The sequence below is a fragment of the Mycolicibacter senuensis genome (assembly GCF_002101885.1).
GTDB classification, from domain to species: Bacteria; Actinomycetota; Actinomycetes; order Mycobacteriales; family Mycobacteriaceae; genus Mycobacterium; species Mycobacterium senuense.
This window is the reverse complement of sequence record NZ_LQPS01000025.1, coordinates 109727-132508: the sequence shown is the minus strand read 5'-3', so window position 1 is coordinate 132508 and position 22782 is coordinate 109727. Positions and strand designations below refer to the sequence as shown.

At 67.9% G+C, this 22782-nt stretch carries 22 protein-coding genes and 1 tRNA gene; 8 read left to right on the top strand and 15 right to left on the bottom strand.

Features of this window, described 5'->3' with window-relative positions:
* Window positions 1-3 precede the first annotated feature (3 nt).
* Window positions 4-1080 (top strand): alcohol dehydrogenase AdhP, encoded by a 1077-nt coding sequence (gene adhP, locus AWC24_RS05435; RefSeq protein ID WP_085082875.1) that lies wholly within the window; start codon window positions 4-6, stop codon window positions 1078-1080.
* Here adhP and AWC24_RS05430 read toward each other — a convergent pair.
* Window positions 1055-1753, bottom strand: coding sequence for a TetR/AcrR family transcriptional regulator (locus AWC24_RS05430; RefSeq protein ID WP_085082786.1), 699 nt, complete (start codon window positions 1751-1753; stop codon window positions 1055-1057). The genes adhP and AWC24_RS05430 overlap by 26 nt on opposite strands.
* Window positions 1754-2008: 255 nt before the next feature.
* Here AWC24_RS05430 and AWC24_RS05425 point away from each other — a divergent pair, with 255 nt between their 5' ends.
* Window positions 2009-2587: a TetR/AcrR family transcriptional regulator gene (locus AWC24_RS05425; protein WP_085082871.1), complete on the top strand. Its 579-nt coding sequence runs from the start codon at window positions 2009-2011 to the stop codon at window positions 2585-2587.
* 18 nt (window positions 2588-2605) lie between these two features.
* Here AWC24_RS05425 and AWC24_RS05420 read toward each other — a convergent pair whose 3' ends face one another.
* Window positions 2606-3475 (bottom strand): LysR family transcriptional regulator, encoded by an 870-nt coding sequence (locus AWC24_RS05420; protein ID WP_085082873.1) that lies wholly within the window; start codon window positions 3473-3475, stop codon window positions 2606-2608.
* A gap of 107 nt (window positions 3476-3582) precedes the next feature.
* On the opposite strand from AWC24_RS05420, the gene AWC24_RS05415 reads away from it, so the two are divergent.
* Window positions 3583-4332 carry an SDR family oxidoreductase gene (locus AWC24_RS05415; protein WP_085082785.1) on the top strand — a complete coding sequence of 250 codons (750 nt, stop codon included), beginning with the start codon at window positions 3583-3585 and terminating at the stop codon, window positions 4330-4332.
* A gap of 6 nt (window positions 4333-4338) precedes the next feature.
* On the opposite strand, the gene AWC24_RS05410 is transcribed toward AWC24_RS05415, so the two are convergent.
* The 8 genes from AWC24_RS05410 to aceE all read right to left on the bottom strand — a co-directional run bounded on the left by AWC24_RS05410 (window position 4339) and on the right by aceE (window position 16731).
* Window positions 4339-6795 carry an arylsulfatase gene (locus AWC24_RS05410; protein ID WP_109560336.1) on the bottom strand — a complete coding sequence of 819 codons (2457 nt, stop codon included), beginning with the start codon at window positions 6793-6795 and terminating at the stop codon, window positions 4339-4341.
* Between the two features lie 208 nt (window positions 6796-7003).
* A complete protein-coding gene (locus AWC24_RS05405; protein ID WP_085082782.1) occupies window positions 7004-8425 on the bottom strand; it encodes an acyl-CoA carboxylase subunit beta in 1422 nt (473 codons plus the stop codon).
* Window positions 8426-8475: 50 nt separating this feature from the next.
* Window positions 8476-9753 carry a 3-oxoacyl-ACP synthase KasB gene (gene kasB, locus AWC24_RS05400; protein WP_085082780.1) on the bottom strand — a complete coding sequence of 426 codons (1278 nt, stop codon included), beginning with the start codon at window positions 9751-9753 and terminating at the stop codon, window positions 8476-8478.
* Window positions 9754-9786: 33 nt separating this feature from the next.
* Window positions 9787-11046, bottom strand: a complete 1260-nt coding sequence (gene kasA, locus AWC24_RS05395; RefSeq protein ID WP_085082778.1) for a 3-oxoacyl-ACP synthase KasA — start codon at window positions 11044-11046, stop codon at window positions 9787-9789.
* On the bottom strand, window positions 11047-11346 hold the full coding sequence (acpM, locus tag AWC24_RS05390; protein ID WP_024440584.1) for a meromycolate extension acyl carrier protein AcpM: 300 nt from the start codon (window positions 11344-11346) through the stop codon (window positions 11047-11049).
* A gap of 91 nt (window positions 11347-11437) precedes the next feature.
* Window positions 11438-12361: an ACP S-malonyltransferase gene (locus AWC24_RS05385; RefSeq protein ID WP_085082776.1), complete on the bottom strand. Its 924-nt coding sequence runs from the start codon at window positions 12359-12361 to the stop codon at window positions 11438-11440.
* A 186-nt stretch (window positions 12362-12547) separates the two neighbouring features.
* Window positions 12548-13888 carry a PucR family transcriptional regulator gene (locus AWC24_RS05380; RefSeq protein ID WP_085082774.1) on the bottom strand — a complete coding sequence of 447 codons (1341 nt, stop codon included), beginning with the start codon at window positions 13886-13888 and terminating at the stop codon, window positions 12548-12550.
* A 44-nt stretch (window positions 13889-13932) separates the two neighbouring features.
* Entirely contained in the window at window positions 13933-16731 is a 2799-nt protein-coding gene (gene aceE, locus AWC24_RS05375) for a pyruvate dehydrogenase (acetyl-transferring), homodimeric type (protein WP_085082772.1), read from the bottom strand.
* A gap of 188 nt (window positions 16732-16919) precedes the next feature.
* Here aceE and AWC24_RS05370 point away from each other — a divergent pair, with 188 nt between their 5' ends.
* The 5 genes from AWC24_RS05370 to AWC24_RS05350 all read left to right on the top strand — a co-directional run bounded on the left by AWC24_RS05370 (window position 16920) and on the right by AWC24_RS05350 (window position 18895).
* Window positions 16920-17507, top strand: coding sequence for an Rv2240c family protein (locus AWC24_RS05370; RefSeq protein WP_371869094.1), 588 nt, complete (start codon window positions 16920-16922; stop codon window positions 17505-17507).
* Between the two features lie 84 nt (window positions 17508-17591).
* A complete protein-coding gene (locus tag AWC24_RS05365; protein ID WP_083036382.1) occupies window positions 17592-18014 on the top strand; it encodes a DUF3052 domain-containing protein in 423 nt (140 codons plus the stop codon).
* A complete protein-coding gene (locus AWC24_RS05360) occupies window positions 18014-18475 on the top strand; it encodes a peroxiredoxin (protein WP_085082770.1) in 462 nt (153 codons plus the stop codon). The genes AWC24_RS05365 and AWC24_RS05360 overlap by 1 nt, the downstream gene beginning before the upstream one ends.
* Before the next feature lie 54 nt (window positions 18476-18529).
* Window positions 18530-18604, top strand: a tRNA-Val gene (locus AWC24_RS05355).
* Window positions 18605-18679: 75 nt separating this feature from the next.
* A complete protein-coding gene (locus AWC24_RS05350; RefSeq protein ID WP_133055698.1) occupies window positions 18680-18895 on the top strand; it encodes a hypothetical protein in 216 nt (71 codons plus the stop codon).
* 41 nt (window positions 18896-18936) lie between these two features.
* Here AWC24_RS05350 and AWC24_RS05345 read toward each other — a convergent pair whose 3' ends face one another.
* The 5 genes from AWC24_RS05345 to AWC24_RS05325 form a co-directional block, all read right to left on the bottom strand.
* Complete coding sequence (locus tag AWC24_RS05345) at window positions 18937-19800, bottom strand: LLM class F420-dependent oxidoreductase (protein ID WP_085082766.1); 864 nt, start codon at window positions 19798-19800, stop codon at window positions 18937-18939.
* Window positions 19801-19829: 29 nt separating this feature from the next.
* Complete coding sequence (locus tag AWC24_RS05340) at window positions 19830-20639, bottom strand: oxygenase MpaB family protein (RefSeq protein ID WP_083036381.1); 810 nt, start codon at window positions 20637-20639, stop codon at window positions 19830-19832.
* An 85-nt stretch (window positions 20640-20724) separates the two neighbouring features.
* Window positions 20725-21558 (bottom strand): SURF1 family cytochrome oxidase biogenesis protein, encoded by an 834-nt coding sequence (locus AWC24_RS05335; protein ID WP_085082764.1) that lies wholly within the window; start codon window positions 21556-21558, stop codon window positions 20725-20727.
* Window positions 21558-22052, bottom strand: coding sequence for a low molecular weight protein-tyrosine-phosphatase (locus tag AWC24_RS05330; RefSeq protein WP_083036204.1), 495 nt, complete (start codon window positions 22050-22052; stop codon window positions 21558-21560). The genes AWC24_RS05335 and AWC24_RS05330 overlap by 1 nt, the downstream gene beginning before the upstream one ends.
* Window positions 22045-22728, bottom strand: coding sequence for an HAD-IA family hydrolase (locus tag AWC24_RS05325; protein ID WP_083036203.1), 684 nt, complete (start codon window positions 22726-22728; stop codon window positions 22045-22047). Before AWC24_RS05325 ends, AWC24_RS05330 begins: the two co-directional genes overlap by 8 nt.
* Window positions 22729-22782: the final 54 nt, after the last annotated feature.

Below are 22782 nucleotides of genomic sequence, written 5' to 3'. Positions count from 1 at the left end.
ATGATGACGGACACCTTGGACACCACCGGTATCGCCGCGGACAACGTCGGTGACACCATGCGCGCCGCCGTAGTCACCGAATTCGGCGCCGCACTGCAGATCGCCGAACTCGGATTACCGCTTCCAGGGCATGGACAGGCCTTGGTGAAACTGGAGACCACCGGCGTGTGCCATACCGACCTGCATGCCGCGCAAGGCGATTGGCCCGTCAAGCCGCAACCACCTTTTATTCCGGGGCACGAGGGGTACGGCACCGTTGTCGCGCTCGGCGAGGGCGTCGAGGGTCTGCGGGTCGGCGACAAGGTCGGCAATGCCTGGCTCTGGTCGGCCTGCGGGGACTGCGAGTACTGCCGCACCGGTTGGGAGACGTTGTGCGAGAGCCAGCGAAACGGCGGATACAGCGTCAACGGGAGTTTCGGCAGCTACATGCTGGTCGACGCCGCCTATGCCGCGCGCATTCCCGACGGGGCCGATCCACTCGAGGTGGCGCCGATCCTGTGCGCCGGCGTCACGGTGTACAAGGGTCTGAAAGAGACCGAGGCCCGTCCCGGCCAATGGGTGGCGATCTCGGGTATCGGCGGGCTGGGCCACATCGCGGTGCAGTACGCCCGCGCGATGGGCCTGCGGGTGGTGGCCGTCGACATCGACGACTCCAAGCTGGCGTTGGCCACCGAGCTGGGAGCTGAGGTCGCGCTCAACGCACGCACCGCCGACCTGGCGGCCGAGGCTCACCGGGCCACCGGAGGGGTGCACGGCGTGCTGGTCACCGCGGTGCATCCGCAGGCATTCGGCCAGGCCATCGGGCTGGTGCGCCGCGGCGGGACGATTGTGTTCAACGGCCTGCCGCCCGGCGACTTCCCGGCGCCGATCTTCGACATCGTGCTGAAGCGACTGACCATCCGGGGGTCGATTGTGGGCACCCGCCAGGACCTGGCCGAAGCCTTGGACTTCTACGCTCGCGGACTGATAAAGCCCAGGGTGACCGCCGCCCGGCTGGAGGACGTCAACGACATCTTCGACCGGATGGGACGCGGTCAGATCGACGGACGCATGGTCATCGACTATCGAGACGAGTCGTAGCTCGACCGCGGGGGGAGGCGCCGCTTTTCCGGGGAGCCCGCTTCTTCGGCTTGGCGGCCGCGCCCAGGCTGTGGCCCACGAAGGCCTGTGCGTTGGCAACCAGAATGTCCACCGAGTGCCGGCGCGGGTCCCACCACTCCGCACTCCAGTTGAGGGCGCCGATGATGAGCCGCTGCGCGATTCGGGGATCGAGGTCCTCGCGCACTTGGCCCTCGGCGACCGCCGCGGCCAGCAATCGCTGCCAGACCCGGTGATAGGCGGTCAATTCCTTCTTCTGCCGGGCGCGGAGCCGCTCGGGGATCTGACCGGAATTGCGGATGGAGGCCCGCGCGTAGTCGGAGAGTTCGAGTCCGTGGCGCAGATGGACTTCCACTGCCGTCAGGATGCGGTCCATCGGCGTCGTGTCCGGCGGCAAGGCATCCAACGCCTGTTGCAGGTGGACCCCCAGGTCGCTCATCCCACGGAAGATCACCGCTTCGATGAGATCTTCGCGTGAGGGGTAGTAGTAGTAGATGGCCGGCGCCTGAAGTTCGGCGACTTCTGCGACATCGGTCAGCCGGGTTCCGGCAAAGCCCTTGGTCGAGAGCACATGGGCTGCCGCATCCAGGATGCGTGAACGGGTGCGTTCCGATTTCGACTGATCGTCGGCAGGCACCGTCCGCTTTCTGGCCACTGTCCGATCATATTCGAGATCGACCTCGCGTCGAGGGTCATGTTTTTTATGTTAGATTAAATAACATGCGATACGCCGCTGATAGAGGCTTTCACGCCGGTGATCCCGGCTGCCTCACCGAAAGCGGCACCGGTGGCCCGGGCGGGGGTATTGGGATGACCGGACCGCATTTATCATCGCTTCGTGGTCAAGAAGCAGCGGCGCCCGGTGGCCGGCAGCACCTCCGCGGCCGAGGGCGACGCGTCTTCTGAATCGATGTCGACACGTACCCGAATACTCGATGCGGCGGCCCAGGTGCTGTCTGAGAACGGCTATGCGGGACTTCGCCTGAGCGATGTCGCCGCCGCGGCCGACTTGCAGGCCCCGGCCATCTACCACTACTACGCCTCACGTGACGAGCTGGTCGAGGAAGTGATGTTCGCGGGCATCTCGGGGATGCGCGAATACGTTGCGACGGTTCTCGACGAACTGCCCGACGACACGCCGCCACTGATGCGGCTGCTGGCCAGCGTCGAGGCGCATCTGTGTCACGTACTGCAGACCTCCGACTACGCCACCGCGTGGATCCGTAACGCCGGCCAGGTGCCGATGGCGATTCGCAAGCGGCAGATCGTCGAGGAGGAACGCTACGGCGAGATCTGGCGCCGGCTGATCAACGATGTCGCCCGAGAGGGCCAACTGCGCCCGGAATTGGACCTCTATATCGCGCAGATGCTGGTGCTGGGCTCGCTGAACTGGGCGGTGGAGTGGTGGACCCCCAGTCTGGGGTCCATCGACGCGGTGGTGGACAACGCCAAGTCGCTGATCCGCCAGGGCCTTACCGACGGCGCCTGATCGCCGTTGTAACCCGGGTCAGAGCAGGATCAGGTCCCGCACCGCCGAATTGGTGTGCGGTTGCCACACCCCCTGCAGCGGCACCAGCAGGGGTTCGTCGAGATCGATCACCGTGACGGCGCCGCCTACGGCGGGGCCCGGCGGCGCGGTGACGAACGCCGCGGCGTTCTCGGTCAGGGGAGCCACCTCCGGCGGGCAGCCCTGCACCCGGCTCACCCGATACTGCGGTTCGAATCCGGCGCGCCGGCAGGCGTTTACCAGAAAATCGCTGTAATAGGACGCCCCGGGCGGTGCCCACAGCGCGATCAGCTCGTGCTCCAGGTCCGACATGGTGATGCTGGAACGGCCGGCCAGCGCGTGGCCGCTGCGGACCGCGACCCGCAGCGCGTCGTAGCCGATCACCGCACCGGCAAGTCTTTCCTGCGGCACCACCGCCCGGCGCAGGCCCAACTGCACTGCGCCGTCGCGCACTCCGGCGGTCAGCCGGTCGGGAAACAGCTGCACCACCGTGAACGAGGTGTCCGGCGTTGCCGCGATCGCCGGTGCGATCAACGTGTAGACATCGTGGTTGCTGATCGCAGGGGAGTGCCCGATGACGAACTCCTGCGGCGGCGAGGTGGCCGCCGCCCGGGTGTGTGCGGTGATGGTCCGGGCCGCCGCCAGCAGCGGGCGGCCCTCATCGACCAACGTCTGGCCCGCCGGGGTCGGCGTGATGCGCCGCCCGGAGCGAACCAGCAGGGTGGCGCCGAGCTCCTTCTCGAGCTGTTGCACCGAGTGCGACAGCGCTTGTTGCGACAGGTGCAGCTGCCCCGCGGCACTGGTGAAGCTGCCGGCTTCGACGACCGCGATGAACTGCGTCAGGCGGCGCAGGTCCGGAACCGGGAGCATCGGCACATGCTATCCACAAACAACCCTTGTCGATACCTCGCAAAACACTGTTTTTGATTTGTGCCGATCCCGGTTAGGTTCGGGATCCCAGGACAGGAGGGACAACCATGAGCACCATGTCGGGCAAGTCTGCGGTGGTGGCGGCGGGGGCCAAGAACCTCGGCGGGCTGATCAGCACCACGCTGGCCACCCACGGCGTCAACATCGCGGTGCACTACAACAGCGACGGCTCCGAAGTCGACGCCGACAAGACCGTGGCCGCGGTGCGGGCGGCCGGCGCCGAGGCGATCAAGGTGCAGGGCGACCTGACCGTTCCGGCCAATGTCGCCGCACTGTTCGACGCCGCGGTGGACGCATTCGGCGGGGTTGATTACGCGGTCAACACCGTCGGCAAAGTGCTGCGCAAACCCATCTTGGAAACTCTTGAGGCCGAATATGATTCGATGTTCGACATCAACGCCAAGTCCGCCTACTTCTTTCTGCAGCAGGCCGGCAAGCGCCTCAACGACAACGGTTCGGTGGTGACGATTGTGACCGCACTACTGGGGGCGTTCACCGACGGCTACTCCACCTATGCGGGCTCCAAGAGCCCGGTGGAGCATTTCTCCCGGGCGGCGGCCAAGGAATTCGGGACGCGGGGCATCAACGTCAACAGTGTCGCACCCGGACCGATGGACACCCCGTTCTTCTACCCGCAGGAGACTCCCGAGCGCGTGGAATTCCACAAGTCGCAGGGGATGGGCAACCGGCTGACCCAGATCGAGGACATCGCCCCGCTGGTGGTCTTCCTGCTCGACGGCGGGCATTGGATCACCGGGCAGACGCTGTTCGCCAACGGTGGCTACACCACCCGCTGAGCCCGCTCAGTCGCGCGCGAGTGCGGCCGCGGCTTCCCGTTGCAGATCGATGAAGGCTTCCTGGCTGACGTCGATGACGACGGCTTGGATGCTCCCGCCGGTGAAGGTCCCGGGGTTCCGGTATTGATCCGAGACGTTGTCGCCGCTGTCGTACCCGACGCACAGGCCGTCGCCGGCGAGCGTGAACTTGCCTACCTGGGCGCGCATCGGACCCGTGTCGACGGCCTTGCCGTCAATGTAAAGCGTTGTAGTGCCCATTGATTCGCCATACTTTCCGGCTTCTTTTCGGACGAACTCCATGCCGAGCGTGTGCTTGCCGGGCGTCAGCTGCCGCGAGGCGAATTCCTGTTCGGGCTTGATCCCGAGGAAGTTGTACACGTAGTGCAGCTTGCGGTCCTTGATGAACAGCACATGCCCGCCGAACCGGGATCCGTGGGCGAAGAGCACTCCCCGGGCTTCGCGGCCGAGATCGACATTCGCGATGATCTTGTACGACCGACCGCGGATGTCGGCCGCCACGCCTTCCGGGACGGGCGCGGTGTCCGGATAGTAGGTGTAGCGTTCCCGCGGCGGTTCGAACTGGGGCCGGCTGATGGTGATCATGTCGGTTGCCGTGCGGTCATCCAGCGGCAGGACGAAATTGTCCTTGGCCTCCGCGAACCACGTATCGATGAGCGACCTGAGTCTGTCGGGATGCTTGTCGGCGACGTTCGTGGATTCCGAGCGATCCTCATCGACGTGGTAGAGCTCCCACCGGTCTTGATCGAAGTGGCCTTTACCGCTGATCGGTGCGTGCAGCGCTGACGCCTTCCAGCCGTCCTCCCAGATCCCGCGAGTGCCCAGCATGGCGTAGTACTGCCGTTTCTTGGTGGTGGGCGCATCGGAGGAGTCGAAACTGTAGCGCATCGACACCCCGTTGAGCGGATACTGCTTCACGCCGCGGTACTCCTGCGGCGTCGGGATTCCCGCCGCGTCGAGGATCGTCGGCACGATATCGGTGGCGTGATGGTATTGATGGCGCACTTGGCCTTTGGCCTTGATGCCTGCGGGCCAGTGGATCACCATGGGGTCGCAAGTGCCACCGGAGAACTGCGAGTAGCGTTTGAACATCTGAAACGGTGTGGAGAACGCGGCGGCCCAACCGGTCGGGTAGTGGTTGTAGGTGTCGGGCGTCCCCAGCACATCGAGGTAGCGCATATTCTCGGACAGCTCGTCGGGGTAGCCGTTGAAAAACTTGTTCTCGTTGACCGAGCCGTTGGGGGAGCCTTCGCCCGAGGCGCCGTTGTCGGCGCAGTAGAAGATGATCGTATTGTCCAACTGGCCGGTGTGCTCGAGGTAATCGACGATCCGGCCCACCTGGGCATCGGTGTATTCGGAGAACCCGGCGAAGACCTCAGCCATCCGGGAGAATAGCCGCTTCTCGTCGGCGTTGAGAGAATCCCACGGCCGCACGGCATCCACCGGTGCGGCGACGTCGTCGGGAAGGGGATTCAGCGGCGTCAGCTGGGTGCCTTCGGGCATGATCCCCTTGTCGATCATCCGGGCCAACACCCATTCCCGATAAGCCTCGTAACCGTCATCGAACCTGCCGCGGTACTTCTCGGCGTACTCGGTCGGGCTGTGGTGCGGCGCATGATTGGCTCCCGGGCAGAACCACATGTACCAGGGCTTGGACGGATTGCTGGACCGTTGATCGCGCAGCATCCGAATCGCGTTGTCGGCGAGGTCCTTGGACAGGTGGTAGCCGTCTTCGGGGCTATAGGGCTGTTCGATGAACCTGTTGTCCTCCACCAGATCCGGGTACCACTGGTTGGTCTCACCGCCGAGAAACCCGTAGAACCGGTCGAAGCCCTTCTGCAGCGGCCACTCTGATTTGCTGCCTCCGCTGGAGACATCCTCCTCGGGCACATTGTGGTTCTTGCCCACCCAGAACGTGCTGTACCCATTGTCCTGAAGCAGCTGCCCGACCGTCGCGCATTGAGCGGGCAGGCGGGCCGCCGCGCCGGGGAAGCCGTCGGATCCCTCGGTGATCGAGGCGAAGCGGTTCACGTGGTGGTTGCGACCGGTCAGAAAGCAGGACCGAGTCGGTGAACACAGCGCGGTGGTGTGCCACTGCGAGTAGGTCAGGCCGTTGTCGGCAAGGCGCTGCATGACGGGCATGTCGATGGCCCCGCCATAGGGTGACCACGCCGCCATCCCGGTGTCGTCGTAGAGCACCACCAGCACATTGGGTGCGTCCTGGGGAGCATGCTTGAGCTCGAATGGGCCCCAGTCGGGCTGCGAATCGCGCACGTCGAGTTCGATCTTGCCGTTGAACCCGTCGTTGATCCCGGTGCCATAGCCCGGTGCGCCGGCAGCCACACCGCCGCTGCCTTTGCCTTCGCAGCCGGCCAGCGCCGCGGCGCCGGCACCGCCCACCCCCAGAGCGGCTAGGCCGCCCAGTACCTGGCGTCGTCGCAGCATTGCGCGAGGTCGGCCGTCATCGGCGTCGGACTCGCCGGGGTTGACGTGCGTTGTCTCGTCGAATGACTCCATGGGAATGGAGTATTCGCCAGATATCGGCCGGCGGATGGCGATTCGTGCTCATTTGCTGCTGGCGCGATCGTGCGCAGTTGTACGCCGAAGGACGGCGTGTCGCGGTGCAAACACGCACGCTCGCGGGGATAACGGGCTACAGCGGGATGTTCTTGTGGCGGCCGCGGCGCGCCGGAGCCTCGGCCAGTGCCTGGGTGATCTTGCCGCGGGTGTGCGACGGGTCGATCTTCTCGTCGACCACACCGATGTCGATGGCGCTGTCCACGCCGCCGGCGATCCGCTCGTGCTCGGCCGCCAGCTCCTCGTGCAGCGCGTCGCGCTCGTGGTCGGCGGCGGCGGCCAGCTTCTTCTTGTGCAGGATGCCGACCGCGGCCTTGGCGCCCATCACCGCGACCTCGGCGTCCGGCCAGGCGAACACCTTGGTGGCGCCCAGCGAGCGTGAGTTCATCGCGATGTAGGCCCCGCCGTAGGTCTTGCGGGTCACCAGCGTGACCCGCGGGACGGTGGCCTCACCGAACGCGTGCAGCAGCTTGGCGCCGCGGCGCACCACGCCGCCCCACTCCTGGCCGACGCCGGGCAGGTAACCCGGCACGTCGACGATCACGATCAGCGGAATCCCGAACGCGTCGCACAGCCGCACGAAACGTGCCGCTTTCTCGGCGCTTTCGGAGTTCAGGCAGCCGCCGAGCCGCAGCGGGTTGTTGGCCAGCACACCGACGGTGCGGCCCGACAACCGGCCCAGCCCGACCACCATCGACGGCGCCCACTTGGCCTGGAATTCGTCGAAGGCCGTGTCCGCGTCGAGCAGCGCCTGCACCAGCGGGTGCACGTCGTAGGCGCGCCGTGCCGACTCCGGCAGCAGTGCGTGCAGGTCGATCTCCTCGGCTTCGGCCTTGTTGCGGTCGAAATGACCTTGCTGGCAGAACAATCCGACCAGGCGGCGACCCCGATCGTAGGCGTCGAGTTCGTCGTCGGCGACGATGTGGCACACGCCGGACTTCTTGTGGTGGGTGTCGGGGCCGCCGAGGGCGGCCATGTCGACGTCCTCACCGGTGACGCTGCGCACCACGTCGGGACCGGTGACGAACACCCGTCCTTCCGGCGCCATCACGATGACGTCGGTCAGCGCCGGACCGTACGCGGCACCGCCGGCCGCGAAGCCGACCACCACCGAGATCTGCGGGACGTAACCGGAAGCCCGGATCATGGCCTCGAAGACCCGGCCGACTGCGTGCAGTGCCCGCACGCCCTCGGCCAGTCGGGCGCCGCCGGAGTGCCACAGGCCCACGATCGGGCTCTGCTCGGCGATGGCGGTGTCGTAGGCGTTCACGATGTGATCGCAGCCCTCGATGCCCATCGCACCGCCCATCACGGTGCCGTCGGTGCAGAACGCGATGGTGCGGACCCCGTTGACGTTGCCGCCGGCTGCGAGCACACCGGAACGGTCCCGCTCATGCAGCAGTTCCACGGTGCCGTCATCGAAGAACGTCGACAGACGCAGCAGGGGATCGCGCGGGTCGAGTGATTCGCCCACCGTTTCGGGAGCCATGGTCGTCATCGCGCCTCTCCTTTATCGAATCTTGTCTCGCTGCGGTCCGCAGATGGCCGTCAATACCGGCCGAAGACGAGCGCTACGTTGTGCCCGCCGAATCCGAACGAGTTGTTGATCGCGTACTGGTAATTACCCGGGCGTGGCTTGTCGGCCACCACATCCAGGTCGATCTCGGGGTCGAGATTGGCCAGGTTGAGGGTCGGCGGAATGATCTGGTCCCGCAGTGCCAGCACGGTGAGGATGGACTCCACCGCGCCGACCGCGCCGACCGAGTGGCCGAGTGCGGCCTTCGGGGCGTACACCGCGGCGCTGCCGCCGCCCTTGCCCAGGGCGAGGTTGATGGCGTGACCCTCGGCGACGTCGCCCACCGAGGTTCCGGTGGCGTGCGCATTGACGTGGCTGATGTCGCCGGGTGAGAGGCCGGCGATCGCGATAGCCCGCGACATCGCCCGGCCGGCGCTCGCCCCGTCGGGGTCCGGCGCGACGATGTGGTAGCCGTCCGAGGTGATCGAGGCACCCATGATGCGTGCGACGATGTTGGCCCCGCGCGCCTTGGCGTGCTCCTCGGTCTCGATGACCATCAGCGCCGCGCCCTCGCCGAACACGAACCCGTTGCGGTCCCGGTCGAACGGGCGGCAGGCACCGGGCGGGTCGTCGTTGGTGGTGGACAGCACGATGCGCATCTGGGCGAATCCGGCGATCGGCACCGCCTCGATCCGGGTCTCCACCCCACCGCAGATCGCGATGTCGGCCTCGCCGAGCACGATCTGCTGCCAGGCGTGGGCGATGCCCTCCGAGCCGGACGCACACGCCGAGATCGGGGTGATCACCCCGGCCTTGGCGTGCTGATCCAGCCCGACGGCCGCAGCCGGACCATTCGGCATGTACTTCTGCACGGTCAGCGGAGAGACCGCTCTCAGACCGCGTTCTCGCATGCCGTCGTAGGCCCAGATGAGCTCCTCGGAAGAGCCCATCCCGGTGCCGATGGACACCAGCAGCCGACGGCTGTCGACTTCGGGTGAGCCGGCGTTCTTCCAGGCCCGCCGGCTGATCACGGTGGACAGCTTCTGCAGGTAGGACAGCCGACGCAGCTCGGTTCGGTTCAGCCCCTCATCGAATGCCTCGGGCGTCTCGATCAGTCGCCCGCCGATGCGGACCGGTAGGTCGTATTCCTCGACGAACGGGTCAGTGAGCGTACGAATGCCGCTCTGGCCGTCGAGCAGAGCCTTCCACGTGGCTTCTGCGTCGGCGGCCAGAGCGGTCGTCATGGCAAAACCGGTGACGACGACGTTGGGGAAACCATTCCCCGTAGTCAACTGGGTCTGCGTTGACATGGCTGTTGCGAACTCCCCTCCCGTGGTACTGGGTCAGTACCGCCCGAAGGCGAGCGCGACGTTGTGCCCACCGAAACCGAATGAGTTGTTGATGGCGTACTTGTAGTCGCCGTACCGAGGCTCGCCGGCGACGATGTCGAGGCCGATCTCGGGGTCCGGGGTCTCGTAGTTCAGCGTCGGGGGGATGACCCCGTCCCGCAGCGAGAGCACCGTCAGCACCGATTCCAGCGCGCCGACCGCTCCGATGGAGTGGCCGAGTGCCGACTTGGGTGCGTACACCGCGGCGTGCTCGCAGCCGGCTTCCCGGATCGCGTTCGCCTCCGCGGTGTCACCGATCGGAGTAGCCGTGCCATGCGCGTTGATGTGGTCGACGTCCTTGGCGGACAGGCCCGCCAACTCCAGCGACCGCGTCATCGCCCGCCCGGCCCGCTTGCCGTCCGGTCCGGGCGCCACCATGTGGTAGGCGTCCGAGGTGATGCCGGCGCCCATCAGCCGGGCCAGCGGCTTGGCGCCGCGAGCCTTGGCGTGCTCCTCGGTCTCGATGATCATCATCGCACCGGCCTCGCCGAACACGAACCCGTCGCGGTCCTTGTCGAACGGCCGCGACGCCTTCTCGGGCTCGTCGTTGCGGGTCGACATCGCGCGCATCATCGAGAACGTCGCGATCGGCAGCGCCTCGATGCCGCCCTCGACCCCGCCGCAGACGGCGAAGTCCGCGTCACCCATGACGATCTGGCGCCAAGCGTGGGCGATCGCCTCGGATCCCGACGAGCAGGCCGAGACCGGGGTCATGACCCCGGCCCGGGCGCCGAGCTGCAGCCCGACCACCGCGGCGGCACCGTTGGGCATGATCATCTGCACGGCCAACGGCGACACCTTGCGGGGGCCGCCCTCGTTCATCAGGTCGTAGGTCTCGACGATCTTCTCGCCGCCACCCAGGCCGGTGCCGACGACGACGGCGAACCGGTCCGGGTCGACGTCGGGAGAACCGGCGTTCTCCCACAACCGCCCGGAGAGCAGCTTGGCCATCCGCTGGACATAGGACATCCGTCGCAGGTCCAGCCGGCCCATGTGGTCGTCGACCGGGTCTTTCAGGTGCCCGCCGATCTTGACCGGCAGATCCCATTTGCTGACGAAGTCGTCCTCGAGGACGTGGATCCCGCTCTCGCCGGCCAGCAGGCCCTTCCACGTGCTCTCGACGTCCGCCCCGATTGAAGTGGTGGCCTCAACGGCGGTTACCACCACATTGGGGTAACCGCCGTTGGCCGTTGAAGGAGCAGCGGGCTTCGACACTTAGCTCTCCGAACCGAACTTCTCGCGCAGGGCCGCGGCGGCCTCGGGGTTCTCGGCCTCCAGCTTCTGGATGTAGCCGACCACGTCGCCGACGGTGCGCAGACCGGCGAGGTCTTCGTCGGGGATCTTCACGCCGTACTTGTCCTCGGTCTGCACGGCGATCTCCACCATCGACAGCGAGTCGATGTCCAGGTCGTCGACGAACGACTTCTCGACGGTGACCTCGCTCGGCTCGATACCGGTCACCTCTTCGATGATCTCGGCGAGACCGGCGATGATTTCTTCCTGGCTGGCAGGCACAGTGTGTTCCCTTCGGTTGGTTCCGCACGGGGTGTGCGGCTTGACTACTGCGTGTATCTGGTTGTGCAGGTTGGAGCGGGCTTGAAAAGGGTTAGAACTCGGGGAGCCCGTCCAGATCCGCGGGGGACTTGACGGCGTGCGTCGGGGTCCCCCGAAGTTCGCGTTTGGCGATCCCGGCCAGCGTTCCCGCGGGCGGGAACTCCACGATCGCCGTGACCTCCCGGGTGCGGAGCGTCTCGGTGCACAGGTCCCAGCGCACCGGCCGGGTCAGCTGGGCGACCAGCTGGTCCATCGCCGCGGCCGCCGTGGTCACCGGTTGCCCGTCGCGGTTGGACAACAGGGTGGCGGTCGGTTCGTTCGTGGTGACCCGGGCCGCCGCGGCGGAGTAGGCCTCCAGGGCCGGGGCCATGTACTGAGTGTGGAAGGCCCCCGCGGTCGCCAGCCTACGCACCCGCGCCTTGGCGGGTGGGTCCTCGGCGAGCTTGTCCAGTGCGGGCAGCGGGCCGGCGGCCACGATCTGCCCCGCGGCGTTGCGGTTGGCGGGGGTCAGGTCGAGCTGCTCGAGACGGGTCAGCACCTCGGCTTCGTCGCCGCCCAGCACGGCCGCCATGCCGGTCGGTTCGAGCGCACAGGCCTTGGCCATCTCGCGGCCGCGGGTGGCGGCCAGCATGACGGCGTCGTCGGGGGAGATCACGCCGGCGATGGCGTAGGCGGCGATCTCGCCGACGGAGTGGCCGGCCACCACGACGTCACCGCTGGTCAGGGAGCCGTTGTTGCGCTTGGCCAGTTCGCCGTGGGCCAGCAGGGTCGCCGCCACCACCAGTGGCTGGGTGACCGCCGTGTCGGTGATCTCCTCGGCGGTTGCGGTGGTGCCAAGCGCGACCAGGTCCAGGCCGCTGATCTCCGACCAGGCGGTCAACTGGGCCCGGACGTCGCCGGAATCGGCCAGTTCCAGCCACGGCGACAGCATGCCGGGGGTCTGGGATCCCTGTCCGGGAGCGAGCAACGCAATCACGTCTTTAAGAGAACATTGTGAAGCGCACTTTGCAGGATGTCCTAGATTATGAACATTGTCTTATGTTTTTGTGGAAGTCCTACAAAACAGCTATCCGATGCGACATGTTCGATACCGTCCTGCGACAACTGCCTGGTCGACGGCACGTCGACGGCGCCGTCCCGGCGCCGCCGGACCGTGCCGCGCTCACCCGACGTGATGCTCGTCGACCGCGGGGCCGGGCGTCGGTGACGTGGTCGGGGTGGCATAGGTCACCGGCGCGCTGCTGAAGCTGGCATGCTGCGCCTGATTGGCCAGCCGGCCCACCGTGGCGGCGACCCGCAACACGTAGGCGTCGCGCGGCTGGGTGGGATCACGTCCGGTGAAGTCGGCGATCCGCTTGAGTCGGTAGCGGACGGTATTTGGATGAACGAACAACTTGCGGGAGCACGCCTCGATCGCGCCGCCACAGTCCAGATAGGCGTCCAGCGTCTCGGTCAGTGCCGGTCCGGCCTCGGCCAACGGCCGCATCACGTCGGTGTGCAGGGCCGCGATCGCCGAGGCGTCCCCGATCAGGGCGCGCTCGGGCAGCAGTTCGCGGGCCAGCACAGGCCGTGGCGCCCCGGTCCAGCCGACCACGGCATTCATCCCCGAGATCGCCTCGCTGGCGCTGTGGTAGGCCGCGGTCAGGCTCGGCGCGGTCGGGCCGATCACCACCGGCCCGTCGGAGAACGCCGCGAGCAGATCCGCGAGGAACTTCTGCGTCGGCGACAGCGGGCCGGACACGATCGCCACCAACCAGGTGCCGTGCACGTCGGTCAGCGCGGCGCGGCCGTGGCGCTCGGCGACGTCGCGGACGTCCTGGCTGGCCTTCTGGCCGGAGATGGGGGCACCTCCCGCTTGCGGGGGAGCGTCCGGGCCGGGCGGCGCGGTGCCCACCACGACCGTGGCCGGGGCGTTGGTGTCCCAGTTCAGCGCCGCTGCGCGGCTCAGTAGCTCCGGCCCGGTGTCGCCGCGCACCACGGCGTCGACCACGCTGGCTTCCATCCGGGAGTCCCAGGTGCCGCGAGCCTCGGCGGCGTCCGCGTAGGCCGAGGCGGCGGTGAACGCCAGGTCGCGGCTGTACTTGAGGATGCCCACCGTCAGTGCGGTCACCTGCTCCTCGGAGCGGGCCAGCATCGGCACGACCTCTTCGAAGAACTCCATGGTCACCCGCACCATGTCCACGGTGTGGCGCAGCGCGATATGCCGCGTCAGGTCCTGGGGCACCAACTCGAACGCCTGCGCGGTGTGGCTGACATTGCTGTGCGGGTCGTGCATCCACTCGGCGAAGTTGACCACCGCCGCCTGCACCACCAGGGCGACGCTGGCGCGCTGGGAGGCCTCCAGGTCGCCGAAGAACGACAACCGGTCACCCATCGCCGAGACGGCCTCGGTGGCCAGGCGGCCCGAGTAGTGCTTCAACCTGCGCAGCAGGGTGTCCGGGACCGCGCTCAGCAGATCGAGCGTGGACCTCGGCAGCACCGGCCCCGGATTGTTGTCGACCATCCCTAAAAGCTACGCCAATTTTCTGGCTGGACCCGACAAGGCGGCTAGGCCACCCCCGAGTCGGACGTCTGCTCCGGGGCGGCCATCACATCGTCGATCTGGTAGCGGGTGGCGGCGGTGGCCGGGATCGACGCGTCGATGGCCCCGTCGCGGGCCAGGCCGGCCAGTACCGCCACGGCCACCGACTCCGCATCGGTGTTGAAGTAGCGCCGCGCGGCGGTCCGGGTGTCGGAGAAGCCGAACCCGTCGGTGCCCAGCGTGATGAAGGTGCCCGGCACCCAGGGCCGGATCTGCTCGGGTACCGCGCGCATCCAGTCCGACACCGCCACGACCGGGCCTGCGGCATCGGCTAGCGCCCGCGTCACGTACGGCTCGCCGGCCGAGCGCCCGGGGTGCCGCAGTCGCTCGCGTTCGATCGCCACGCCGTCACGGTTGAGCTCACCCCAGCTGGTCACCGACCACACGTCGGCGGCCACATCCCAGTCGGCGGCCAACAACTCGGCGGCACGCAGCGCCTCGGGCACCGCCACCCCCGAGGCGAGGATCTGGGCGGTGTGGGACTTGGGCTCCGCGGCCCGCTGGTAACGGTAGATCCCGCGCAGCAGGCCGGCGACGTCGTCAGCGCTGAAGCCGTCGGGCTCAGCCGGCTGAACATAGGGCTCGTTGTAGAGCGTGACGTAGAAGTACACGTTCTCCGGGTCTTTCCCGAACATGCGCGCCAAGCCGCTGTCGATGATGTGGGCGACCTCGAACGCGAACGCGGGATCGTAGGAGACCACCGCCGGGTTGGTGGAGGCCAGCAGCAGGGAGTGACCGTCGGCGTGCTGCAGGCCCTCACCGGTCAGCGTGGTGCGCCCGGCGGTGGCGCCGAGCACGAAACCGCGCGCCATCTGATCCGCGGCGGCCCACAGGCCGTCGCCGGTGCGCTGGAAACCGAACATCGAGTAGAAGATGTAGAGCGGGATCATCGGCTCGTCGTGGGTGGCGTATGACGTCCCGATCGCGGTGAAGGATGCCGTCGAGCCGGCCTCGTTGATGCCCTCGTGCAGGATCTGGCCGACTTCGCTTTCCTTGTAGGCCAGCATCAGCTCGGCGTCGACCGAGGTGTAGAGCTGCCCGTTGCGGTTGTAGATCTTCAGCGACGGGAACCAGGAATCCATCCCGAACGTGCGGGCCTCGTCGGGGATGATGGGTACGATCCGATGCCCGATTTCTTTGTCCCGCAACAACTCTTTGAACACCCGCACGGTCGCCATGGTGGTGGCGACCTCCTGGGTTCCCGACCCCTTCTTGACCGCCGCATAGGCATCGGGTCCCGGCAGGGTCAGCGAGCGGGTCTTGGTGCGGCGCTGCGGGACGAAACCGCCCAGGGCGCGACGGCGGTCGAGCAGGTAGCGGATCTCCGGTGCGTCCTCGCCGGGGTGGTAGTAGGGCGGCAGGTAGGGATTGTCCTCGATCTCGGCGTCGGAGATGGGAATTCGCATCTCGTCGCGGAAATCCTTGAGGTCTTGCGGGCGGAACTTCTTCATCTGGTGGGTGGCGTTGCGGCCGGCGAAGTAGCTGCCGAGGCTGTAGCCCTTGATGGTCTTGGCCAGGATCACCGTCGGCTGACCCTGGTGCTCGACGGCCGCGCGGTAGGCGGCGTAGACCTTGCGGTAGTCGTGCCCGCCGCGCTTGAGGTGCCAGATGTCCTGATCGGACAGATCCTGCACCAGGGCCTTGGTGCGCGGGTCGCGGCCGAAGAAGTGCTCCCGCACGTAGCCGCCATCGTTGGCCTTGTAGGTCTGGTAGTCACCGTCCGGGGTGACGTTCATCAGGTTGACCAGGGCGCCGTCCCGGTCGGCGTGCAGCAGCGCGTCCCACTCGCGGCCCCACACCACCTTGATCACGTTCCAGCCCGCCCCGCGGAAGAACGACTCCAACTCCTGGATGATCTTGCCGTTGCCGCGCACCGGGCCGTCGAGGCGCTGCAGGTTGCAGTTGATCACGAAGGTCAGGTTGTCCAGGCCCTCCAGCGCGCCGACGTGCAGCAGCCCGCGGCTCTCCGGCTCGTCCATCTCGCCGTCGCCCAGAAAGCACCAGACGTGCTGATCCGAGGTGTCCTTGATGCCCCGGTCGTGCAGGTAGTGGTTGAACCGCGCCTGGTAGATGGCATTCATCGGGCCCAGCCCCATCGAGACGGTGGGGAACTCCCAGAAGTCGGGCATCAGCCGCGGGTGCGGGTAGGACGGCAGGCCGCCGTCGGGATGGCTGTGCTCCTGCCGGAAGCCGTCGAGCTGATGCGTGCTCAGCCGGCCCTCCAGGAACGCCCGCGCGTAGATGCCGGGGGAGGCGTGACCCTGGATGAAGATGTGGTCCCCGCCGCCGGGGTGGTCCTTGCCGCGGAAGAAGTGGTTGAACCCGACCTCATACAGCGAGGCCGACGATGCGTAGGTCGAGATGTGCCCGCCGACGCCCACCCCGGGCCGCTGCGCGCGATGCACCATGACCGCGGCATTCCAGCGGATCCACGCCCGGTAGCGGCGTTCGATGTCCTCGTCGCCGGGAAACCACGGCTCCAGTTCGGTCGGGATGGTGTTGACGTAGTCGGTCGAGGTGAGTGCCGGGATGGCCACCCGCTGCTCGCCGGCGCGTTCGAGCAGGCGCAGCATCAGGTAGCGGGCGCGAGCCGGGCCGGAGCGGGCCAGCAGTCCGTCGAAGGACTCCAGCCACTCGGAGGTCTCTTCCGGGTCGATGTCGGGAAGGTAGGACGCCACGCCCTCCCGGATCACTCGGACCCGATCGGTTTCGCTTGTGCCGCTTGGTTTCTTGGCCAGATCCTGGTCCGCGGCCTCGGTAGTCAACGCATTGCTCCTTGGTTTGGAGGTGAAACGTGTCTGTCGGCTTGTGGCCGGCACGACACGGAAATCGATCGCTTCGTCGGTCCCTTCTTTTCTATCCTGCCCCACCGCGGCCGGGACCGGCGGTGGGTGAGTCGGCTGCGGTGGGCTGATCTCGGCTTGTTCGCGACAACGCGGTAACGTCTGAGGTTGTGCTGACCGGATGGCGGACCGTCCCGCGTGGGCGGGTGCGGGGACACGCCCGGGTGGGCGCCCTGGTGGCCGGGGGAACCGCGGCGGTGGCGATGGGCGTCGTCGGCTGCACCAGCATCATCGGCGGGGACCCGCAGGCGGACACCTCGGCGGCACCGGCCTACCGCTCCTCGGTGTCGGCATCGGTGTCGGCTTCGGAGGCGACGTCGAGCATCCGCGAGACCCAGCGTCAGCAATCCATGACGACCCAGGCGGTGCGCGGTGCGTGCGGCAGGTTCGCCTCGAGCAGCAGCGACGCCGTCGACACCGTGAACAAGTACGTCGAGGCGTTCAACAGCGGCGGGGACATCCCCGGCACCGCCGGGCCGGCGGTCGAGGCGCTCAACCACAGTGCCGACGAAGTGGCCGGTGCCATCAACGAAAAGCTGTCGGGTGAGCTCACCGACGCGTTCAACACCTACGTCGAAGCCGCGCGTGGCGTGGCCAACGCGATTTCGAGTAAGGCGCCGGTCTCGGTGTACAACGCCCGCAAAGACGAGCTCAACCGGGCCCGGGAGAAGGGAATGCAGTTGTGTCGCGCCTTCTGAGCCCATCGATCCCGTGCCGTGCGGCGTGCTGTGCAACGATGATGCTCAACAAACGGCGCGGTGACGGTCGAAGGAGGTTACACGGTGGTCGCGGCGGATAACGCCCCGAACTTGGCCCGCAAATTGGGCATCCAGAGCAACCAGTTGGTCCAGGAGTTCGGCTGGGACGACGACGCCGACGACGACATCCGTGCCGACGTCGAAGAGGCCTGCGGTAGCGAACTGCTTGACGAGGACACCGACGAGGTGATCGACGTCGTGCTGCTGTGGTGGCGCGACGGCGACGGCGATCTGGTCGACACCCTGATGGACGCGATCACCGCGCTGGCCGATGACGGCGTGATCTGGGTACTGACGCCCAAGACCGGCAAGTCCGGCCATGTGCGCCCCGCCGAGATCGCCGAGTCGGCGCCGACCGCCGGGCTGATGCCGACCTCGTCGGTCAATCTCGGCGACTGGAGCGCCAGTCGATTGGTTCAACCCAAGTCACGGACGGGAAAGCGCTGATGTTGGACGTCGGCACCGCAGCCCCCGATTTCGCCCTCAAAGACCAGGACCAGCAACAGGTCAGCCTCAGTGGCTTCCGCGGTGAGAAGAACGTGCTGCTGGTGTTCTTCCCGCTGGCCTTCACCGGTATCTGCCAGGGCGAGCTGGACCAGTTGCGTGATCACCTGCCCACCTACGTCAACGACGACAGCGTGGCGCTGGCCATCTCGGTGGGCCCGCCGCCCACCCACAAGATCTGGGCGGCCCAGAGCGGATTCCTGTTCCCGGTGCTCTCCGACTTCTGGCCGCACGGCGCCGTCAGCCAGGCGTTCGGGGTGTTCAACGCCGACACCGGATTCTCCAACCGCGGCACGTTCGTCATCGACAAGTCCGGCGTCATCCGGTTCGCCGAGATGAAGGCGCCCGGCGAAGCGCGCGACCAGCAGTTGTGGGTCGACGCCCTGGCCGCCCTCAAGGGGTGATCGCCGGCGCGGTTTTGGGCGCTCGACAGCATGCCGGGTAACCTGCCCGGGTTGGGGCGCGTAGCTCAGTGGTAGAGCTCTGGTTTTACACACCAGCGGTCGGCGGTTCGATACCGTCCGCGCCCACCAGTGGCAATGCAGGTCAGCAGGCCTGACCTGGCGTCCGGGGTTTGATGCCGCCGATGCCGGTGAATGCAACCGGCCATGACGAGCTATCCGACACCGGAGCAAGAACCCACCCCGCCGCCGCCTCCGGAGACACCCGGCGCGGCGCCGACCGGCAACTGGGGCGTACCGCCGTCGACCAGCCCGCAGCTGACACCGGCGAAACGCTCGCCGGCCGGCGGCCGAGCCATCCTGTGGGCCGGATTGGCGGTGCTGGCCGCGATCATCGCGTTGTTGATCGTGCTGGCGGCCTAGCCGGGCCTAACCGGACGGTCAGACCCCGGCCGATGCCGGGCTCAGGCCACGGCTTCGGCCAGCCGGCGCCAGTGGTCCCGCGGGAAGGCGCGCGGGTCGGCGTCGAGCAGCTGCACGCAGACGTGGTCGGCCCCGGCGGCCCGATGTTCGGCGATCCGGCCGGTCACGGCCTCCACGGAGCCCCAGGCGATGATCGCGTCGAACAGTCGATCGCTGACCGAGGCGATGTCCTCCTCGGTGAAGCCCGAACGCAGCAGGTTGTTGGCGTAGTTGGGCAGCGCGAGGTAGGAACCCAGCCACTTGGTGCCGATCTCGCGCGCCTCGGCCCGGTCGGCGCACAGGATCGCGGTCTGCTCGGGCAGCAGCAACGGACCGGATCCCAGCTGTTCGCGGGCGAACCGGGTGTGCTCCGGGGTGGTCAGGTAGGGGTGGGCGCCGCGGCTGCGCGCTGCGGCCAGCCCGAGCATCTTCGGGCCCAGTGCCGCGAGCACGCGGGATCCGGCGGGTACCGGGTTGTCCGCGGCGTCGAGGCCGTCCAGGAAGGTGGTCATCGCCCGCAGCGGCCGGCGGTAGCGGCCGGGATCCCCGGCGTCGATCAGCGGTGCATGGCTGACACCGATCCCGAGCAGGAAGCGGTCACCGTGGGTCGCCGTCAGCGATGCGTACGACGCCGCGACGTCGGCCGGGGTGTGCATCCACAGGTTCAGGATGCCGGTGGCGATGACCGCCCGCCGGGTGGCCGACAGCAGGTTGCCCACCGAGTCGAACACCGGACCGCCGACGTCGGGTATCCACAGCGCGCCGAAGCCCAGTTCCTCCAGTTCGGCGGCCGCCTCGGCGGCCTCGCCCTGATCGCCGTAGCGCAGCGGCGCACTCCAGATCCCCACACCCGAGATGTCGACCATCAGCCCAGGATGGCACAGCGCCGGCGACGCTAGACCACGCGCATACCGGTGCGGGCCCGAAAACGCATGTCCCACAGGTAGGCCTGGTAGCCCAGCACCCAGACCCGCTGTGGGATCAACCGGTCGGCGAGCCGCAGCCCGGACAGCAGCCACTCGAACCGGCGCTGCTGCGAGGCCGACCAGTCCAGCCGCATCAGCTGGCGGAACTCGGCGGGCAGGAAGCCGGTCGTGGCGAACAGGTTCAGTGGGCCGGCCAGTCGCAGCGGCCAGGGCAAAAACACCATCGAGGCCACGCCGTGCAGGTGCTCGCGCACCGGCGGGTCGATGCGCAGTTCGTCCAGCGAGCGTTTCCAGTACTCGTCGAACGCCGCCCGGTCGGCCGGCCACATCTGGTCGCGCACCTGCAGCGTGGTGCCGAGCTTCTTGGCGTCGGCGTAGATCGCGTCGGCGGCCGCGTCGTCGAGGGGGCCGTGCAGGAACTCGTGCTGCTCGACGAAGTAGCGGTACAGGCAGGCCGCCACCCATAGCTGCAGCTTGGGGTCGAACGCGTTGTAGCGCACCGGGCTTTCGGGCGTGGAACGCACCTGCCGGTGCGCGCTGTCCACCCATTGGCGGTACAGCGCACGGTCTTCGTCGCTGCCGATGGTGGCCACCGCCAGGTAGGTGCCGGTGGTGCGGGCCCGCTTGAACGGGTGCTTGTAGACGTTGCCGCTGTCCACCCGGCTCTCCTGCACGCCGTAACCGACGCCCGGCAGCGACAACTGCATGATCACGTTCGCCGCCGGCATCAACAGTGAGGCGGGATTCAGCAGGTCGGCGACTTTCGTGGGCCGCTTCATCGCTGGGCGCTGCTCCATGGCTGCGAGTATGCCCGAATGCGGTGGCCGGTATGCCGCACTCGCGCCGAGTGCGTGCGGGCGGTGGTCAGCGCCGCCGGCCGTACCGGTCGGCGAGCTTCTGTTCGACGGTCATCGGTGGTGCCGGCTCGTCGGCGTCGCCGTCGGCGGTGACGGAGCTCTCCGATCGCCGTGCGCGCAGTTCGGCGAACGCGAAGTAGCCCAGGCCGATCGGGGCGAGGATCCCGAACGCGATCCACTGGATGCCGTAGGACAGGAACGGCCCGTTATCGCGGCGCGGCAGCGCGATCAACCCCAGCCCGCCCGGTTGGTCGTCGACCAGTTGTAGGTAGGACCCGGTCAGCGGAATCTCGGTCACCGCCGCGACCTGTTCGGTGTTGATCGAGTACACCTGCCGGAAGCCGTTCTCGCTGAACGGATTCTTGCCCGGAATCACCGCCTGCGAATCGCGCAGCCGTGCGGTGATGGTGACCTGCGCGTCCGGCGGCGGCGGAATCTGCGGCATCCGCGTGCCGCCGTCATCGGTGCGCACGTAGCCGCGGTTGACCAACACCGTCGGCCCGCCGGCGACCGCGAACGGTGTCAGTACCTCGAAGGCCGGCACGCCCTCGATCAGCCGCAGCCGAACCAGCACCTGCGCGTCGGGAAGATAGCGGCCGGTGGCGGTCACCGGCTGCCACTGCTCATCGGGCGCCGACGAGTCCTGTTGCGGCAGCACCGTCGTCAGCGGCACCGGTTCTGCGGTCAGGGCCCGCTCGAGTTGGCTGTTGGCGCGGGTGGTGGTGGTGTTCTTGCCCAGCTGCCACGGCGCCAACACGGTGAAGCACAGATAGGCGAAGGCCAGCACCACCACCGCCAGGGCCAGCCAGCTCGGGCGTAGCAGGAAGGCCAGTCGCCGCATCAGCTGCCCTCGCGGGACGCCAGCCGTCCGTCGACCCAGTCGTGCAGGCCCGGCAACGCGGCCGCGATGACCGTGTAGGCATCCACGAAGTCGTCGTGTCCGCCGTAATAGGGGTCGTCGACGTCGGGCACGGCCGCACCCGAACGCGGATCGAAGGACCGCAGCATCCGGATCCGGTCGGCCGGGATCCCCAGCCCCCGCAGCAGCCCGACGTGATTGCGGCCCAGCGCCACCACCAGATCGGCCGCCATATGGAGCGGACCGACGTGGGCGGCGGAATGCTCCACCGGATAGCCGTTGTCGCGCAGCACCCGGTTGGTGCGTTCGTCGGCGCCCTTGCCGACATGCCAGTCGGCGGTTCCGGCGCTACTCACCTGTACCAGCTCGCCCAGGCCGCGTTGCGCGAGCTGGTGAGCGAACATCTTCTCGGCCATCGGCGAGCGGCAGATGTTGCCGGTGCAGACGAACGTGACATGCAGCGCCGGGTCAGACACCGAGCACCTCCCGTAGTTCGGCGACGGTCTGCACCCGGGCAACGGGACCGTCGGAGATGTCAGCGCCGGAGTCGGCGACGTCCTGATAGTCGGCTTGCCCGTATCCCCAGCCGACCAGGACGGTGTCGATGCCGTGGGCGGCCGCGCCGTCGACGTCGTGACGGCGGTCGCCCACCATGAGCACCCGCGCCGGAAGTGGCCCCAGTTGCTGCAGCGCATGGGCCAGCACGTCGGACTTCGCCGCCCGGCTGCCGTCGACGCTGGCGCCGGCAACGACCTCGAAGTGCCCGGCGAGCCCGAAGTGGGCCAGGATCTTGCGCGCGGTCGGCTCGACCTTGGAGGTCGCCACGGCCAGCCGTACCCCGGCGGCGCGCAGATCGCTCAGCAGTGCCGCGACACCGTCGAACATGGTGTTCATCAGCCAGCCGCGGCTGGTGTAGTCGGCGCGGTAGGCGGCGATCGCCGCGTCGGTCTGCTCGCCGAGGCCCATCGCGGCCAGCGTGTGGTGCATCGGCGGCCCGACGATCCGCTGGGCGAGATCCCCGCCGGGCACCGGGGCCCCGATGTGGTCCAGCGCGTGCCGGAAGCTGGCCACGATCCCGGCCGCGGAGTCGGTCAAAGTGCCGTCCAGGTCGAAGATCACCAGTTCGGCGCCGGCAGTGGTAGTGCGCGTCACGGCCCCATTGTCCCCGATGTGGGCGGCGGCCTCGCCGGGTGGCGCACTACTGTC